Raw genomic sequence first — 16,686 nt, 5'->3', positions numbered from 1 at the left:
GGTTGTTGTACGGCACGATGAAGGTGGCCATCGGGGGACCGCTGAAGGTCGCCTTCAGGCCCTGGGTGGAGGGCCTCGAGAACATTCCGGCCGAGGGTCCCGCCATCCTGGCGAGCAACCATCTCTCCTTCTCCGACTCGTTCTTCCTGCCCGCGGTCCTCGACCGCAAGGTGACCTTCATCGCGAAGGCCGAGTACTTCACCACTCCGGGCGTCAAGGGCCGGCTGACGGCCGCGTTCTTCAAGGGCGTCGGCCAGCTGCCCGTGGACCGTTCCGGGGCGCGCGGGGCGGGCGAGGCGGCCATCAGGAGCGGCATCGAGGTCCTTGAGCGCGGTGAGCTGTTCGGCATCTACCCGGAGGGCACGCGCTCGCCCGACGGCCGGCTCTACCGGGGCAAGCCCGGCGGCCTCGCGCGCGTGGCGCTTGCCACCGGGGCGCCGGTCATCCCGGTCGCCATGATCGACACCGAGAAGATCCAGCCGCCCGGCAAGGTCATGCCGAAGCTGATGCGGCCGGGCATCCGGATCGGCAAGCCCCTGGACTTCAGCCGGTACCAGGGCATGGAGCACGACCGGTTCGTGCTCCGCGCGGTGACCGACGAGGTCATGTACGAGATCATGAAGCTCTCCGGCCAGGAGTATGTCGACATGTACGCGACCGCCGCCAAGCGGCAGATCGCGGAGGCGGCGAAGGCGGAGAAGGAACAGGCACGCAAGAAGAAGGAACAGTCCGAATAGAGTCGGCCGCACACTGAGCCGAGGGGTGGGGGGCATGGCCAAGCGCGAGCGGGTCATGAGGATGTCCGTGGAGCAGCCGCTGTGGCGTGCGCTCACCGGCTACCGCGTGCTGACCATGGTGTACGCGATCGGGCTCTTCGCCAGCGCCCACACCGAGGTCGCCCGCCCCTGGGTGGCCATCGCCTACTACGCCGTCCTGGCCGTCTGGACGCTGGCCACCCTGCCCAGGGTCGCGAACGCCGCGAGCTGCACCAAGCGCTTCCTCACCGCCGACCTCACCATCGCCCTCGTCGGCATCCTCCTCACCCGCATCGCCGAGTCGCCCGAGCGGATCGACGCCGGCGCGCCGACCCTGCCGTCGATATGGACCGCGGGCGCCGTGCTGGCGTTCGCCATCAAGGGCGGCTGGCGCTGGGCCGCCTTCGCCTCCACGCTGGTCGCCGCCGCCAACCTGATCGAACGCTCCGGGGTGCCCACCCGCGACACCGTCCACATGGTGCTGCTCGTCTGGATCGCCTCCATCGCCATCGGCTACGTCGTCGAGGTCGCCCGCGCCTCCGAGCGCACCCTCGCCCGGGCCCTGGAGATCGAGGCGGCCACCCGTGAGCGGGAGCGGCTCGCCCGCGACATCCACGACAGCGTGCTCCAGGTGCTGGCGATGGTGCAGCGGCGCGGTGCCGTCATCGGCGGCGAGGCGGCCGAGCTGGGCCGGATGGCCGGCGAGCAGGAGGTCGCGCTGCGCACGCTGGTCTCGGGCGGACTCGTACCCGTGTCGCGGGTGTCGGAGGACGCCGCCGAGGGGGCCGTCGTACGGGCCGTCGACGAGCCGGACGACTCCACCGGTCCCGTCGATCTGCGTGCGCTGCTCGCCCCGTACGCCGGCGCCAGGGTCAGCCTCGCCGAGCCCGGCGCGCCGGTGTCCGTGGCCCCGGTCGCCGCGCGGGAGCTGGCCGCGGCCGTGGGGGCCGCCCTGGACAACGTACGCCGGCATGCGGGCGAGCACGCGCGCGCGTGGATCCTCGTCGAGGACGAGCCCGGCGAGGTGATCGTCACCGTGCGGGACGACGGACCGGGCATCCCCGAGGGACGGCTCGCGCAGGCCGAGGGCGAAGGGCGGCTCGGTGTCGCCCTGTCGATCCGGGGGCGGCTGCGCGACATCGGCGGCACCGCGGAGCTCATCTCGGTGCCGGGGCAGGGCACTGAAGTGGAACTGAAAGTACCGAAGGACAGCAGCGCTGCACGGGGGAAGGCGGGACAGCGATGACGGACACCGAAAATGGACGGGGCGGGCCGGACGGGCAGCAGGGCGCGATCAGGGTCATGGTGGTCGACGATCACCCCATGTGGCGCGACGCGGTCGCCCGCGACCTCACCGAGTCCGGCTTCGACGTCGTCGCCACCGCGGGCGACGGCGACCAGGCCGTACGCCGCGCCAAGGCCGCCGCTCCCGACGTCCTCGTGCTCGACCTCAACCTGCCCGCCAAGCCCGGCGTCCAGGTCTGCAAGGAGCTGGTGGGCCACAACCCCGCGCTGCGGGTCCTGGTCCTGTCCGCGAGCGGCGAGCACGCCGACGTCCTGGAGGCCGTGAAGTCCGGCGCCACCGGCTATCTGCTGAAGTCGGCCTCGACGGAGGAGCTGCTGGACGCGGTGCGCCGTACGGCCGTCGGCGACCCGGTGTTCACGCCGGGCCTGGCCGGACTGGTCCTCGGCGAGTACCGCCGCCTCGCCTCCGAGCCCGCCCCCGCGGCCCCCGACGCCGACCAGCCGAAGGCCCCGCAGCTCACCGAGCGCGAGACCGAGGTGCTGCGGCTCGTCGCCAAGGGCCTGAGCTACAAACAGATCGCCGAACGCCTGGTCATCTCCCACCGCACGGTCCAGAACCACGTCCAGAACACCCTGGGTAAGCTCCAGCTGCACAACCGCGTGGAGCTGGTGCGGTACGCGATCGAGCGGGGCCTCGACGACGAGTGATCCAACAGCCGCCCGCTTGACGCCGCGTAAACCAAACACCCGACAGTTCACCGGAATTGCCGTTCCGACCCATCCCTGTGTGACCTGGATCACCATTAGCGTGGCCTCACCAGGCAACCGCGGCGAAGGGACATTTCCATGCGGGTCGGAGTACTGACCGGAGGCGGCGACTGCCCCGGTCTCAACGCCGTCATCCGGGCCATCGTCCGCAAGGGCGTACAGGAATACGGCTATGACTTCGTCGGCTTCCGGGACGGCTGGCGAGGTCCTCTCGAGAACGACACCGTCCGTCTCGACATCCCCGCCGTGCGCGGCATCCTGCCCCGCGGCGGCACCATCCTCGGCTCCTCGCGCACGAACCCCCTCAAGCAGGAGGACGGCATCCGCCGGATCAAGGAGAACCTCGCCAAGCAGGAGGTCGAGGCGCTCATCGCCATCGGCGGCGAGGACACCCTCGGCGTCGCCACCCGGCTGTCCGACGAGTACGGCGTGCCTTGCGTCGGCGTGCCGAAGACGATCGACAACGACCTGTCCGCCACCGACTACACCTTCGGCTTCGACACCGCCGTCGGCATCGCGACCGAGGCGATCGACCGGCTGCACACCACCGCCGAGTCCCATATGCGGGTCCTGGTCTGCGAGGTGATGGGCCGCCACGCCGGCTGGATCGCCATCCACTCCGGCCTCGCGGGCGGCGCCAACGTCATCCTCATCCCCGAGCAGCGCTTCGACGTCGACCGGGTCTGCGCCTGGATCACCTCCCGCTTCAAGGCGTCGTACGCCCCGATCGTGGTCGTCGCCGAGGGTGCCATGCCCAAGGACGGCGACATGGTGCTGAAGGACGAGTCGCTGGACTCCTTCGGACATGTCCGGCTGTCCGGGGTCGGCGAGTGGCTGGCCAAGGAGATCGAGAAGCGGACGGGCAAGGAGGCCCGCACGACGGTCCTCGGTCACATCCAGCGCGGCGGCACGCCCAGCGCCTTCGACCGCTGGCTCGCCACCCGGTTCGGCCTGCACGCCATCGAGGCCGTCCGCGACGGCGACTTCGGCAAGATGGTCGCCCTGCGCGGCACGGACATCGTCCGCGTCCCGATCGCGGACGCCACGGCCAAGCTGAAGACGGTCGACCCGAAGCTCTACGAGGAGGTAGGGGTCTTCTTCGGCTGACGGCAGACCGGAGCGGAGGTCCGGGGGCGGCAGCCCCCGGACGACCGACCGCGCGTGCTGACGCGTACTAAACGGTCGTGTTCCGCAGCTGACCGACCAACTCCCGTACGACGGCTGCCCCGTTCAGGGTCAGGATCGACTCCGGGTGGAACTGAACGCCGGCGAAGCCGGACCCGCGCACGGCATGCACCTCTCCGTTCCCGGCCCGGCTGATCTCGATGCCGTGCGCACCCAGCTCCTCGGCCACCTCGTCGTCGCAGCGCGCCACGAAGCTGTTGTAGAAACCGACCGTCTCGGGCCGCCCGAACAGGTCGATCGTCGTCTGCGCGCCCTGGTACGGCACTTCCTTCCGTACGATCTCCAGCCCCAGCTCGGCCGCGACCAGCTCATGGCCGAGGCAGACGCCGAGCACGCCGTGCCGGTTGTTCCGGATCACCTCGGCGGTGAGGTCGCGCAAGAGGCGCATCTTCGGATCGGTGAGGTCGGAGGGATCACCGGGGCCGGGCCCGAGCACGACCGGCCCCTCGTGCGCGAGCACCGCCTCCCGCAGCCCGTCCTCGTCGTACCGCCGGACGGTCACCTCCAGCCCGCTCGACCGCAGCACATGCGCGAGCATCGCCGTGAAGGTGTCCTCGCCGTCGACGACCAGGGCGTGTCCGGTGAGTTCCGCGCCCCTTTTGGAGGGCCCCTGCATCCGCAGCCAGAAGGGGGCGAGCGAGGCCCGGCGTCCGTCCAGCGCGGCACGCACGCGTGGGTCGTCGGCGAGACGTACGCGCGCGTGCTCCTCCCGCGGGCGGGACGGCCGTACGCCGAGAGCCGCCAGCACTCCCGCAGCCTTCGCGTGCGTCTCCGCGACCTCGCTCGCGGGGTCCGAGCCGCGCACGAGCGTGGCCCCGACCGGCACCCGCAGCCGTCCGTCCGCGTCGATGTCCGCGGTGCGGATGAGGATGGGGGAGTCGAGGATCTGCGCGCCGCCGGAGTCCCGTCCGAGCAGGGCCAGGGCGCCCGCGTAGTAGCCGCGCCCACCGACCTCGTGCCGCTCGATGACCCGGCAGGCGTTCTGCACGGGCGAGCCGGTGACGGTCGCCGCGAACATCGTCTCCTTCAGGACCTCCCGCACATCCAGCGAGGACTTGCCGCGCAGCTCGTACTCGGTGTGCGCGAGGTGGGCCATCTCCTTCAGCCGCGGGCCGACGACCACCCCGCCCATGTCGCCGACGGTGCACATCATCTTGAGTTCCTCGTCGACGACCATAGACAGCTCCTCGATCTCCTTGCCGTCGGCGAGGAAGGCGAGCAGATGCTCGGGCGTCGGGCCCTCGGGGGGATAGCGGTACGTCCCGCTGATCGGGTTCATGACGACGGTCCCGCCGGACATCCGGACGTGCACCTCGGGGCTGGCGCCGACGAGGGTCCGCTCCCCGGTGTGCACGACGAACGTCCAGTACGCGCCCCGCTCACCTTCGAGGAGCCGCCGGAACAGCGCGAGCGCGTCGGCCCGTCCGAACCCCGGGATCTCACCCTCGTACGTCCGCCGGATCACGAAGTTGGCGCCCTCGCCCCGCCCGATCTCGTCCCGCAGCACCCGCCCGACGATCTCGCCGTACTCCTCGTCGCCGACGTCGAAGCCGCCGCCCTCGACGCGGACGTGGTGCCCGGGAAGCTGGGCCAGGGCCTCGGCGAGCGGGATGCCGTACGACTCCTCGGGGATCAGGACGGACAGCGGGGTGCCGTCGTCGCGGACGTCGAAGCCGCGCTCGCGGATCTGCCGGAAGGGGACGAGCGCCAGGCCCTCGTCGGGGAGGTCGGCGAGGCGGTCGTACGTGCCGACCGGGCCGAGGAACACCTCCACCGTGTTCTCGTCATGGCCCGGCGTACGACGGCGCAGCAGGGCGAACGGGCGGGGATCGTCGAGCAGGTCGAGCAGATGCATGGGTCCGTTTTCCTTCTCGCTGAGAGGAACGGACCCCGGAAACGCCGAAGGCCGCCCCTCGGGCGGCCTTCGCGAAGTCTTGCGTACGCGCAGTCAGTGGGCCGCCGGATGAGCGGTCCACCACCAGGTCTGGGTCGAGTGCGCGAACATGCGAGGCACCCTACCCCACTCTCCGGTGTCCGGGTCGTGTACCCCGTGTCTCAATTGCTGGGCATGGGGTAGGACGCCCGACACGACCCCGTAATGTTGAGGCGTGACCGTGAACGCTAAGACCAGCGCGAGCGCTGGCAACACCTGGCGAGACCTGCCCGCGGCGCAGCAGCCCGAGTACCCCGACCCCGAGGCTCTGCGCGCAGTCGTTGCGGAGCTGGAGTCGTATCCGCCGCTCGTCTTCGCGGGCGAGTGCGACCAGCTGCGCGCCCGGATGGCGGCCGTCGCCAAGGGAGAGGCGTTCCTCCTCCAGGGCGGCGACTGCGCCGAGGCCTTCGACGCCGTGTCCGCCGACCACATCCGCAACAAGCTCAAGACCCTGCTCCAGATGGGCGCCGTGCTGACGTACGCCGCCTCGGTGCCGGTCGTGAAGGTCGGCCGGATCGCCGGCCAGTACTCCAAGCCGCGCTCCAAGCCGACCGAGACGCGTGACGGGGTGACGCTGCCGACCTACCGGGGCGACTCCGTCAACGGCTTCGACTTCACCGAGGCCGCCCGCGTCCCGGACCCCGAGCGGCTGAAGCGGATGTACCACGCGTCCGCCTCCACGCTGAACCTGGTGCGCGCCTTCACCACCGGCGGCTACGCCGACCTGCGCCAGGTGCACGCCTGGAACCAGGACTTCGTGAAGTCGTCCCCGTCCGGGCAGCGCTACGAGCAGCTCGCCCGCGAGATCGACAACGCGCTGAACTTCATGCACGCCTGCGGGGCCGACCCGGAGGAGTTCAAGACCGTCGAGTTCTACTCCTCCCACGAGGCGCTGCTGCTCGACTACGAGTCCGCGCTGACCAGGGTCGACTCGCGCACCGGGCAGCTGTACGACGTCTCCGCGCACATGGTGTGGATCGGTGAGCGCACCCGGCAGCTGGACCACGCGCACATCGAGTTCGCCTCGAAGATCCGCAACCCGATCGGCATCAAGCTCGGTCCGACGACCACGGCCGAGGACGCGCTGCAGTACATCGACCGCCTCGACCCCGACCGCGAGCCGGGCCGGCTGACCTTCATCGTCCGCATGGGCGCCGACAAGGTCCGCGACAAGCTGCCGGAGCTGGTCGAGAAGGTCACCGCCTCCGGTGCCACCGTGGCCTGGGTGACCGACCCGATGCACGGCAACACCTTCGAGGCGGCCTCCGGCCACAAGACCCGCCGCTTCGACGACGTGCTCGACGAGGTCAAGGGCTTCTTCGAGGTCCACAAGTCCCTGGGCACCCACCCGGGCGGCATCCACGTGGAGCTCACCGGTGACGACGTCACCGAGTGCGTCGGCGGCGGCGACGAGATCTTCGTCGACGACCTGCACCAGCGGTACGAGACGGCCTGCGACCCGCGGCTCAACCGCAGCCAGTCGCTGGACCTGGCCTTCCTGGTCGCGGAGATGTACAGGGACCAGTAGCCGGAGCGCCTGTTACGGGCCGTTTCAGGACAGATAGTGGGGCGCGGATCACATACGATCCGCGCCCCACACCACTTTTGCGGCACCTGAGCGACGGGTAAGGTTAGGTTAGCCTCACCGATCAAGGGGATGGCACTTCGATCCCGCCGGGAGGTGAACCGCGTGTACGTCTGCAGTTGCTTCGGGGTCACCGAGCAGCAAGTGAAGCACCACGCGGAGAACGGTGCCTGCACCCCCCGCCAGATAGCGTCGGCCTGCAAGGCGGGCACGGACTGCGGGTCATGTGTACGCCGCATTCAGGCGCTGCTGGGCAGGGGCGCGTGCCCGCGCCGTGAGCTGGCCGACCAGGGCAAGCCGGTGCTCGCCGGGCTGGACGAAGCGGCCTAGGGCCGGTCGTTCGGATCAGCTCGGCTGCTCGATCTGCTGCGCGATGTAGAGCGCCTCGCCGATCTTGTCGATGAGCTCCAGCTGGGTGTCCAGGTAGTCGATGTGGTGCTCCTCGTCCTCGAGGATCGACTCGAAGAGATTCGCGGACGTGATGTCGCCCTTGGTGCGCATCACCTCGATCCCCCGCTTGAGGCGATCGATCGCCTCGACCTCGATCTGCCGGTCGGCCTGGAACATCTCGGTGACACTCTGGCCGACGCGCACGTGGAACAAGCGCTGATAGTTGGGCAGGCCGTCCAGCATGAGGATGCGCTCGGTGATCTTGTCCGCGTGCTTCATCTCGTCGATGGATTCTTCACGCGTGTACTTGGCGAGCTTCGTCCAGCCCTTGTTGTCCTGGATCCGGTAGTGCAGCCAGTACTGGTTGATCGCCGTCAGCTCGCCGGTCAACTGCTCGTTCAGGAATTCGAGGACCTCGGGGTCGCCCTGCATCGCAGAGGCTCCTTCCGCGCGGGGGAACTGGCAGGTTGCGCCGCATGATTGCACCGGCGACAAAGATCGTCCAGTAAGTCTTCACTTAGTAAGTAAGTGCATGCTTAGTCTGGTTTGCCCTGAATCGTCGAGGGTGTGGTCCGGTGCACTGCCGCGGGTCTGTCAGGATGGAGTCATGGGTCAGCCGGTGGAGCACGAAAGTGGAGCAGCAGCACACTCCGAGCTTCCGCCGGGGCAGCGAGTGCAGCGTGGCTGGCCGGTCACGCACTACGGCCCGGTCCCCAAGTTTCGGCCCGAACGCTGGGAATTCAGGGTGTTCGGTGCGACCGCCGACGGCGAGAAGCACTGCTGGACCCACGAGGAGTTCACGGCTCTGCCGTACACCACCGTCGTCGCCGACCTCCACTGCGTGACGAAGTTCAGCATGCTCGGCGCGGAGTGGGGCGGCATCCCGGCCCGTACGATCCTGGACATCGCCCCGCCCGCGCCGACGGTCACCCATGTGATGGTGTGGGCCGAGTACGGCTTCAGCTCCAACCTCCGCCTCGCCGACTTCGCCTCCGAGCGCGCGATCTTCGCCACCCACAAGGACGGCGAACTGCTCACCGCGGAGCACGGCTTCCCCCTCCGTCTGGTCGTCCCCCATCTGTACGCCTGGAAGGGGCCCAAGTGGGTCCGCGGCGTCGAGTACATGACCGCCGACCGTCGCGGCTTCTGGGAGGAGCGCGGCTACCACAACATCGGCGACCCCTGGAAGGAACAGCGCTACTCGTACCAGGAGGAGCCCGGGGACGGCCCCGAGCTCTGAGTCCTTCTCCTCCTGGGGCGCGTCAGTGGTGGTACTGGTGCACCACCGCGTGGCCCTTGCCGCGGCCGATCATCCACTTGTTGACGGGTGTGGTGAGTACGAAGGCGACCACCAGGGAGATCGCCAGCGCCCCCCAGAACAGCAGGTCGCTCAGCTCCGCGTCCATCGCGCCCGGCCACAGCACGATCACGCCGTTGTCGACGAGCTCCATCACCGCGATGGACAGCGTGTCGGCGGCCAGCGCCACCCGGACGGCCGCCCGCAGGCCGACGCCGGCCTTCAGGACGCCGCGCAGGGTGAGTGAGTAACCGAAGAAGAACGCGAGGACGATCGCCAGGACCGTCGTCGGTACGTTGCCCCAGCCGAGCGCGGTGCCGATCACCATGCCCAGCACCTCACCGATGGCGCACCCGGTGAGGCAGTGGAGGGTGGCCTGGACGGCCATGGCCCAGGTGCTGCCGACGGGGGGTGTGCCGTGTCCCTCGTGTGCTTCGTGGTCGTGCGCCGCGTGATGGTGAGCGTGTGCCGTGTGTGCCTCGTGCTCCATGATGGCCCCCAATGCCAGGTTACGGTTCCTGCATCGAGCAAGAACCGTATACCCCCCAGGGGTATTCCGTAACGGGCTAGGAGTCCCGAAGTTTTTTCAGCCGCTCCACGTCCGCCGCGTGTCCTTCCTTCCCGCCGGGCGTCTCGATGATCAGCGGTACGCCTGCCGTGGCCGGGTGGGCCATCAGCGCCCGGAACGGATCCTCGCCGATGTGACCTGCGCCGATGTTCTCGTGCCGGTCCTTGTGCGCGCCGACGACGTCCTTGGAGTCGTTGGCGTGGATCAGCTTCAGCCGGCCCTCGCCGACGGTGTCCACCAGCAGGTCGAGCGTCTGGTGCATGCCGGACGGGCCGGTCAGGTCATGGCCGGCGGCGAAGATGTGGCAGGTGTCCAGGCACACGCCCAGCTTCGGATGGGCGTCCAGCGCCTCGAAGTACGGGCCGAAGTCCCAGGTCCGCGAGCAGAGCGAGGCACCCTGCCCGGCGGTGGACTCCAGGAGCAGCCAGGGATCGTCGTCGTGGGTCAGCTCGTCGAGCAGCGGCAGCATGTGCTCCCGCACCTGCTTCAGGGCCACCGAGCGCTCCCGCCCGCCGGTCGCACTGCCCGTGTGCACGACCACGCCCAGCGCGCCGATCTCCCGCCCCCGCCGCAGGGAGTGCCGCAGCGACTCCACCGACCGCTCGACGGTCGCCTCGGTGTGCGAGCCGAAGTTGATCAGGTACGGCGCATGGACGTACGCCGGGATCGACTCGGCCTCGCAGGTCTCCCGGAACGCCTCGTCCTGCCGCGGGTTACCGGCGGGCGTGGCCCAGCCGCGCGGGTTGGCGACGAAGACCTGGACGGTCTCGGCCTTGAGGTCGTGGGCGTAGGTGAGCCCGACGGAGTGGAGCCCACCGGCGACGGGGACGTGGCCGCCGATGGGGTTGCGGGACGGGCCGGGGCTGGGTTCGGGGGCGGCGGACTGCTGACTCTTCACCCGTTCAGAGTGTCATGGCCGCCGTGGACCCCGGTCATCGGATGGTGATCGTGATCGTCGACCCCTTGGGTGCCCTCTCCCCGCCCTTCACGGACTGCTTCTTGACCGTGTCGCCGAACAGACCCAGCAGGCCGCGGTCCTCGTCGACCTCGAAGCCGGCGGCCTCCAGCTCGGCCCTGGCGTCGTCGACGCTGTCGCCGACCACGTCCGGGACCTCGATCATCTCCGGGCCCTTGGAGAGCGTCAGCGTCACCGTGTCGCCCTCGGCGGCCTGGCCGTTCGCCGGCGACTGCCGGGCGACCTGGCCCGCGTCGAACGCGGAGTTGACCCGCGCGGCGGCGACCTTCACCTTGAGGCCGGCCTCCTCCAGGTCGGCCCTCGCGGCCGCCAGGGTCTCGCCGGTGACGTCCGGGATGTCGACCGGGCTGCCCTTGCTGACGATGAGGGCGACCGCGGAGCCGGAGCGGACCTTGGTGCCGTCCCCGGGGTCCGAGGAGATCACGAAGCCCGCGGAGAACTCGTCGTTGAACTTCTCGGTCACCATGCCCGGCTGCAGGCCGCTGTCCTTCAGTACGGTCCGCGCCTTGTCCAGCTTGTAGCCCTGGAGGTCGGGCACCTTCACGGTCTCCGGCCCTGCCGAGATGACCAGATTCACGGAGTCGTTCTTCCGGATGCGGGCGCTCGACTCGGGGTCCGTGCTGATGACGGTGCCGCGCTTGACGGTGTCGCTGTAGGCGCGCTCCACCTTGCCGAGCTCGAGCCCTGCGTCCCGCAGCCGGTCCTGGGCCTGCGCCTCGGTCTTGGAGAGCAGTGGCGGGACCTTGGTGAACTGGCCCGAGTTGATGTACCAGATGCCGACACCGAGGCCCAGGGCCAGCAGGACGGCGGCGACGATGACGAGGGGGCCGCGCGGCGCACGCGATGTCTGCGACCGGCGCCGGGGCGGCACGGGCGGGGGAGCCTCCAGCCGGCTGGTCCTGTTGAAGACGGCCTCCGGCGCGGGCTCGTCCTCGTTCACCGGCAGCGGCCGCTGGATGGTCAGCGCGCGCGGGATCACGCTCGTACGGTCGTCGGCGTTGCTGTGCTCCGCCGAGAGTGCCTGCGGTGGCACCGCGTCCAGCTGGTCCGCGCTCAGCGCGGCGCGTGCCTCCCGGGCCTGCGCGAGCAGCGCCACGGCGTCGTACGGGCGGACCTCGGGGTTGCGGGCGGTCGCCGACGCGACCAGCTCGTCCAGTTCGTACGCCATCCCCGGCACGAGTGCCGACGGCGGCGGGACGTCCTCGTGGAGGTGCTTGTAGAGCACCACGGCGGGGGAGTCCCCGTCGTGCGGCTTCTCGCCGGTCAGCATCTCGTGGAGGACGACACCGCACGCGTACACGTCGACGCGGGCGTCGGCGGCGCCGGGCTGCTCGATCTGCTCGGGCGCGAGATAGGAGACGGTGCCGAGCACGGCACCGGTGGTGCTGGTCACGGTGTCCACGGACCGCACGAGCCCGAAGTCGGCGACCTTGACCCGGCCGTCGTCCCCTATGAGCACGTTCTCGGGCTTCATGTCCCGGTGCACGAACCCGGCGCGGTGCGCGGCACCGAGCGCGGCGAGCACCGGCTCCAGGATGTCGAGGGCGGCCCGGGGCTGCAGCGCCCCGCGCTCGCGCAGGACGTCGCGCAGGGTGCAGCCCGCGACGTACTCCATGGCGAGATAGACGTACGACCCGTCGGTGCCCTGGTCGAAGACCTGCACGACGTTGGGGTGCGCGAGCCGGGCGACGGACTTCGCCTCCCGGATGAACCGGTCGACGAACACCCCGTCCACCGCCAGCGCCGGGTGCATCACCTTGAGCGCGAGCACGCGGTCGAGGCGGGTGTCCAGGGCCCGGTAGACCGTGGCCATCCCGCCGACGGCGATCCGCGCGTCCACGCGATACCGGCCGTCGAGCACCTGCCCGACCAGAGGGTCCTGAAGGGTCGTATCCACGCAGGTGAGTGTACGAGCCGACACCGACACACCCGGCGGTCCCGCTGAGATCGGGGCGGTACTGCAGCCGACCTGTGACGCAAACCACGCGACCGTGGGCGCACCGGTCGCCTAGAAAGCAGGCCGTTCCGGATCCAGCCGGGCCAAGCCCTCCGCGGGAGACGACGCCTCCGCGAAGTGCCGCCGAGGAATCCGCCCCGCCCGGTACGCCAACCGCCCCGCCTCCACCGCGTGCCGCATCGCGTCGGCCATCAGCACCGGCTCCTGTGCCCGCGTCACCGCCGAGGCGAGCATCACACCCGCGCACCCCAGCTCCATCGCGAGCGCCGCGTCGGACGCCGTACCGGCCCCCGCGTCCAGGATCACCGGCACGCGCGCGTGCTCCACGATCAGCTGGAAGTTGTGCGGATTGCGGATGCCGAGCCCCGACCCGATGGGGGAGCCGAGCGGCATGATCGCCGCACACCCGACGTCCTCCAGCTTCCGCGCCAGCACCGGGTCGTCATTGGTGTACGGCAGCACCGTGAACCCGTCGTCCACCAGCGTCTCCGCCGCATCCAGCAGCTCGATCGGATCCGGCAGCAGCGTCCGCTCGTCGGCGATGACCTCCAGCTTCACCAGATCCGTACCGAGCGCCTCGCGCGCGAGGCGGGCCGTCAGCACCGCCTCACCCGCCGTGAAGCACCCGGCCGTGTTGGGCAGCACCCGGATGCCGAGCTTCTCCAGCACGGACAGGACGGACCCGTGCACGGACGGATTCACCCGCCGCATCGCGACCGTCGTCAGTTCCGTCCCGGACGCCACCAGCGCCCGCTCCAGCACCTCCAGGCTGGGCGCCCCGCCCGTGCCCATGATCAGGCGGGACGTGAAGGACGTACCGCCGATGACAAAGGGATCGTCGGCCATGGTTCAGCCTCCTTGGACGGCGGTGAGGACCTCGACGCGATCCCCTTCGGAGAGGGACGTCGACGGCCACTGCGCGCGCGGGACGACGGTTTCGTTGAGGGCGGCGGCCACTCCGGAGGGCGCCGCGGTGAGGGACTTCACGAGCGTGTCCAGAGCCGTGCCCGGCTCGATCTGCCGACGCTCGCCGTTGACCGAGATGGTGACCGGGATGCTCATGCGGGCTGCTCCGTGAGTGCGGCGGCGCTGAATCGCCTCGGCGTGAACGGCCGGGCCTCCTCGGGGAGTTCACCGGTGGTCAGGACGTGCGCCATGGCGTCTCCGGTGACCGGCGTCAGCAGCACGCCGTTGCGGTAGTGCCCGGTGGCCAGCAACAGCCCCTCCAGCTCGGTCGGGCCGAGCAGCGGCGCGTTGTCCGGGGAGCCCGGGCGCAGGCCGGCACGCGTCTCGGTGAGCGGCAGTTCCGTGATGCCGGGCACCAACTCGTGGGCGTCGCGCAGCAGCTCGTACACCCCGCCCGCGGTCACCGTCGTGTCCCAGCCCAGCTCCTCGCTCGTCGCCCCGACGACCAGCTCCCCGCTCTCGCGCGGCACCAGATACACCTGGCTGCCGCGCACCACGGCCCGCACGGTCCGGCTCAGGAACGGCGCGTACCGCTTCGGCACGGTCAGCCGCAGCACCTGCCCCTTCACGGGGCGGACCGGCGGCAGGACGTCGTCCGGAAGCCCGGGCAGCCGCCCGCTGAGGCTGCCGGCCGCGAGGACCACCTGGCCCGCGCCCAGCTCGGTGCCGTCCGTCGTGGTGACACCAGCGGCCCGCTCCCGTACGACGGTGCAGCGCTCCGCCCACGCCCGGTGGAAGACCACGCCGGCCCGCTCGCACGCGGCCACCAGCGCCCCGGCCAGCCGCCGCGGATCGATCTGGTGGTCGCCGTCCACCCGCAGCCCGCCGCGCACCCCCGGCGCGAGCATCGGTTCCAGGCGTCGGCAGTCCCGCCCCGACAGCCACTCGGAGTCCAGCCCGGACTGTCGTTGCAGGGCATGCAGTTCGCGCAGGTGGGCGCGGTCGTCGGCGTCCAGTGCGACGGCGAGCGTGCCGCACTGGCGGTAGCCGAGGTCATGGCCGGTGGCGTCGGTGAGCTCTGCCGCGAAGTCCGGATAACGGCGGGCCGAGGCGAGATTCAGGCCCAGCAGGGTCTGCTCGCCGTAGTGCAGTTCCGTGACGGCGGCCAGCATCCCGGCCGCCACCTGGGCGGCGCCACCGCCCGGCTCGGGGTCCACGACGGCCGTCGTGAACCCGCGCTGTGCGGCCCGCCACGCCGTGACCAGGCCGATGATTCCGCCCCCGATGACAAGGACGTCTGACGTTCGCGTACGCGACATGGGCGTCCAGCCCCTCCCTTCGCCGGCATGACCCGGATCAGGTTCGTACGGTCGGAGGCCGCCAGCCTCCCTCTCAGCCCGGTGCGTCCGGGCTCCCGCGAGTGCTTTACGTTGGCCACCCTAGCCCGCTGCCGTATGTCTCAGTAAGGGAGCCTCCGCCCGTGGCCCGCTCGCTCGACGGTCTCGTCCTCGCGCCTGTTGCCGATCAAGCCCCAGGTCAGGTGGGTACGCGCACCCGGTTCACGTACCACGAGCAGGGGGGCGAGATCTGGGCCGAGTACGCGGGTGGCGACGTCGTACGCGGACATCTCGTGGGGACCCGGAAAGGCGACCGGCTGGACTTTCGGTACGTGCAGCTCAAGCGGGACGGCGCCACGTCGTCGGGCCACTGCGTGTCGACGGTGGTCGAGCTTCCCGACGGGCGCGTGCGGCTGGAGGAGACCTGGGAGTGGGAGTCGCAGACAGGCAGCGGAACCAGTGTTGTGGAGCAGGTCACTGAGCACGCCCCCTGACTGACGATTTGTCAGTTGTCTATGGTGATCAGGTGAGCGAGCAGACGCAGCAACGGGGCACGTCACAGGCGCGGCGCGTGGTCGTCGCCGGCGCGGGCATGGCCGGCGTGCAGACGGCGGTGGCCCTGCGGGAACAGGGCTTCACCGGCACCGTCACACTGATCGGCGCCGAGCCCCACCAGCCGTACGACCGACCGCCCCTGTCCAAGGCCGTGCTGCTCGGCAAGGCCGAGGGCTCCGCCTTCGACGTCGACTTCGAGGCGCTCGGCATCGACCTCCGGCTGGGGCGCGAGGTGCTGGGCGTGCGCCCCGCCGAGCACGAACTGGACACCGAGGCCGGGCCCGTCCCGTACGACGCCCTCGTGCTCGCCACCGGCGCGGAACCGATCCGGCTGCCGGGCGCGGAGGGCGTGCCCGGTGTGCATCTGCTGCGCACCCTGGACGACGCCGAGCGGCTGCGGCCGGTGCTGGCCCGCCAGCACGACATCGTGGTCGTCGGCGCGGGCTGGATCGGCGCGGAGTTCGCCACGGCCGCGCGCGAGGCGGGCTGTGCGGTGACGGTCGTGGAGGCCGCCGACCGGCCGCTCGCGGGTGCGCTGCCCGCCGAGGTGGCGGCGCCGATGGCCGCCTGGTACGAGGACAGCGGGGCGGTGCTGCGCACCCACGCGCGCGTGGAGCGCGTCGAGCCCGGCGCGGTGATCCTCGACGACGGCTCCCGGCTGCCCGCGGGCGCCGTCGTGGTCGGCATCGGGGCACGGCCCGCCACGGCCTGGCTGGCGGGGTCGGGGGTCGAGCTGGGTACGCACGGCGAGGTCGTCGCCGACGACCACCTGCGCACCTCGGTGCCGGACGTCTACGCGGTCGGCGACTGCGCCTCCTTCCCTTCGGGAAGGTATGGGGAGCGCCTGCTGGTCCACCACTGGGACAACGCCCTCCAGGGGCCGCGTACGGTCGCCGCCAACATCCTCGGCGAGACCCCGGCGGTCTACGACCCCGTGCCGTACTTCTGGTCCGAGCAGTTCGGCCGCTTCGTCCAGTACGCCGGCCACCATGCCGCCGCCGACACGACTCTGTGGCGCGGCGACCCGTCGGGTCCTGCCTGGACGGTCTGCTGGCTGAAGGACGGCCGCCTGGTCGCCCTGCTGGCGGTGGGCCGGCCGAGGGATCTGGCCCAGGGGCGGCGGCTGATCGAGGCGGGCACGCCGATGAACCAGGAGCTGCTGGCGGACCCGGCACGCCCGATGAAGGCAGCGGTGGCGTAGCGCGTCGGGGCGACGGCTCTGCCCGGGT

18 protein-coding genes and 1 riboswitch are annotated in these 16,686 nt (G+C 70.8%); of the genes, 9 read left to right on the top strand and 9 right to left on the bottom strand.

Features of this window, described 5'->3' with window-relative positions; genetic code table 11:
* Nucleotides 1-17 precede the first annotated feature (17 nt).
* From ACIBU0_RS24240 to ACIBU0_RS24225, 4 genes are all read left to right on the top strand, one after another.
* The gene (locus tag ACIBU0_RS24240) at nt 18-737 is read left to right on the top strand and encodes a lysophospholipid acyltransferase family protein (RefSeq protein WP_398821756.1); all 720 of its coding nucleotides are present in this window, start codon (nt 18-20) and stop codon (nt 735-737) included.
* Between the two features lie 34 nt (nt 738-771).
* Nucleotides 772-2,001, top strand: a complete 1,230-nt coding sequence (macS, locus tag ACIBU0_RS24235) for a MacS family sensor histidine kinase (RefSeq protein WP_398821663.1) — start codon at nt 772-774, stop codon at nt 1,999-2,001.
* A complete protein-coding gene (locus ACIBU0_RS24230) occupies nt 1,998-2,708 on the top strand; it encodes a response regulator (protein WP_398821661.1) in 711 nt (236 codons plus the stop codon). Before macS ends, ACIBU0_RS24230 begins: the two co-directional genes overlap by 4 nt.
* Nucleotides 2,709-2,846: 138 nt before the next feature.
* Complete coding sequence (locus tag ACIBU0_RS24225; protein WP_398821659.1) at nt 2,847-3,875, top strand: 6-phosphofructokinase; 1,029 nt, start codon at nt 2,847-2,849, stop codon at nt 3,873-3,875.
* A gap of 67 nt (nt 3,876-3,942) precedes the next feature.
* Here the strand turns inward: ACIBU0_RS24225 and ACIBU0_RS24220 are convergent, their stop codons facing one another.
* Both ACIBU0_RS24220 and ACIBU0_RS24215 read right to left on the bottom strand, forming a co-directional pair.
* A complete protein-coding gene (locus tag ACIBU0_RS24220) occupies nt 3,943-5,808 on the bottom strand; it encodes an anthranilate synthase family protein (protein WP_398821657.1) in 1,866 nt (621 codons plus the stop codon).
* A gap of 93 nt (nt 5,809-5,901) precedes the next feature.
* Entirely contained in the window at nt 5,902-5,958 is a 57-nt protein-coding gene (locus ACIBU0_RS24215) for a trp operon leader peptide (RefSeq protein WP_073723848.1), read from the bottom strand.
* Between the two features lie 103 nt (nt 5,959-6,061).
* On the opposite strand from ACIBU0_RS24215, the gene ACIBU0_RS24210 reads away from it, so the two are divergent.
* Together ACIBU0_RS24210 and ACIBU0_RS24205 are read left to right on the top strand one after the other, a co-directional pair.
* Nucleotides 6,062-7,414 (top strand): class II 3-deoxy-7-phosphoheptulonate synthase, encoded by a 1,353-nt coding sequence (locus tag ACIBU0_RS24210; protein WP_398821655.1) that lies wholly within the window; start codon nt 6,062-6,064, stop codon nt 7,412-7,414.
* A 129-nt stretch (nt 7,415-7,543) separates the two neighbouring features.
* Complete coding sequence (locus ACIBU0_RS24205) at nt 7,544-7,801, top strand: bacterioferritin-associated ferredoxin (protein ID WP_398821653.1); 258 nt, start codon at nt 7,544-7,546, stop codon at nt 7,799-7,801.
* 15 nt (nt 7,802-7,816) lie between these two features.
* Here ACIBU0_RS24205 and bfr read toward each other — a convergent pair whose 3' ends face one another.
* Nucleotides 7,817-8,293 (bottom strand): bacterioferritin, encoded by a 477-nt coding sequence (gene bfr / locus ACIBU0_RS24200; protein WP_398821651.1) that lies wholly within the window; start codon nt 8,291-8,293, stop codon nt 7,817-7,819.
* A 175-nt stretch (nt 8,294-8,468) separates the two neighbouring features.
* Between bfr and ACIBU0_RS24195 the strand changes: the two genes are divergently transcribed.
* The gene (locus ACIBU0_RS24195) at nt 8,469-9,101 is read left to right on the top strand and encodes a sulfite oxidase-like oxidoreductase (RefSeq protein ID WP_398821649.1); all 633 of its coding nucleotides are present in this window, start codon (nt 8,469-8,471) and stop codon (nt 9,099-9,101) included.
* A gap of 22 nt (nt 9,102-9,123) precedes the next feature.
* Here the strand turns inward: ACIBU0_RS24195 and ACIBU0_RS24190 are convergent, their stop codons facing one another.
* The 6 genes from ACIBU0_RS24190 to thiO form a co-directional block, all read right to left on the bottom strand.
* Entirely contained in the window at nt 9,124-9,648 is a 525-nt protein-coding gene (locus ACIBU0_RS24190) for a DUF4396 domain-containing protein (protein WP_398821647.1), read from the bottom strand.
* 76 nt (nt 9,649-9,724) lie between these two features.
* The gene (locus ACIBU0_RS24185) at nt 9,725-10,624 is read right to left on the bottom strand and encodes a deoxyribonuclease IV (RefSeq protein WP_398821645.1); all 900 of its coding nucleotides are present in this window, start codon (nt 10,622-10,624) and stop codon (nt 9,725-9,727) included.
* A 34-nt stretch (nt 10,625-10,658) separates the two neighbouring features.
* Entirely contained in the window at nt 10,659-12,599 is a 1,941-nt protein-coding gene (pknB, locus tag ACIBU0_RS24180; RefSeq protein WP_398821643.1) for a Stk1 family PASTA domain-containing Ser/Thr kinase, read from the bottom strand.
* A 111-nt stretch (nt 12,600-12,710) separates the two neighbouring features.
* Nucleotides 12,711-13,505, bottom strand: coding sequence for a thiazole synthase (locus tag ACIBU0_RS24175; protein WP_398821641.1), 795 nt, complete (start codon nt 13,503-13,505; stop codon nt 12,711-12,713).
* Between the two features lie 3 nt (nt 13,506-13,508).
* Complete coding sequence (gene thiS, locus ACIBU0_RS24170; protein ID WP_398821639.1) at nt 13,509-13,721, bottom strand: sulfur carrier protein ThiS; 213 nt, start codon at nt 13,719-13,721, stop codon at nt 13,509-13,511.
* Nucleotides 13,718-14,884, bottom strand: a complete 1,167-nt coding sequence (thiO, locus tag ACIBU0_RS24165) for a glycine oxidase ThiO (RefSeq protein WP_398821637.1) — start codon at nt 14,882-14,884, stop codon at nt 13,718-13,720. Before thiO ends, thiS begins: the two co-directional genes overlap by 4 nt.
* Nucleotides 14,882-14,993, bottom strand: a riboswitch (TPP riboswitch). Its footprint overlaps the gene before it by 3 nt.
* A 52-nt stretch (nt 14,994-15,045) precedes the next feature.
* Here thiO and ACIBU0_RS24160 point away from each other — a divergent pair.
* Nucleotides 15,046-15,396 carry a hypothetical protein gene (locus ACIBU0_RS24160; RefSeq protein ID WP_398821635.1) on the top strand — a complete coding sequence of 117 codons (351 nt, stop codon included), beginning with the start codon at nt 15,046-15,048 and terminating at the stop codon, nt 15,394-15,396.
* A gap of 32 nt (nt 15,397-15,428) precedes the next feature.
* Nucleotides 15,429-16,658 carry an NAD(P)/FAD-dependent oxidoreductase gene (locus ACIBU0_RS24155; protein WP_398821633.1) on the top strand — a complete coding sequence of 410 codons (1,230 nt, stop codon included), beginning with the start codon at nt 15,429-15,431 and terminating at the stop codon, nt 16,656-16,658.
* Nucleotides 16,659-16,686: the final 28 nt, after the last annotated feature.

The sequence above is a fragment of the Streptomyces sp. NPDC049627 genome (assembly GCF_044465645.1).
In the GTDB taxonomy this organism is placed as follows: Bacteria; Actinomycetota; Actinomycetes; order Streptomycetales; family Streptomycetaceae; genus Streptomyces.
This window is presented reverse-complemented; position numbering and strand designations above follow the sequence as displayed.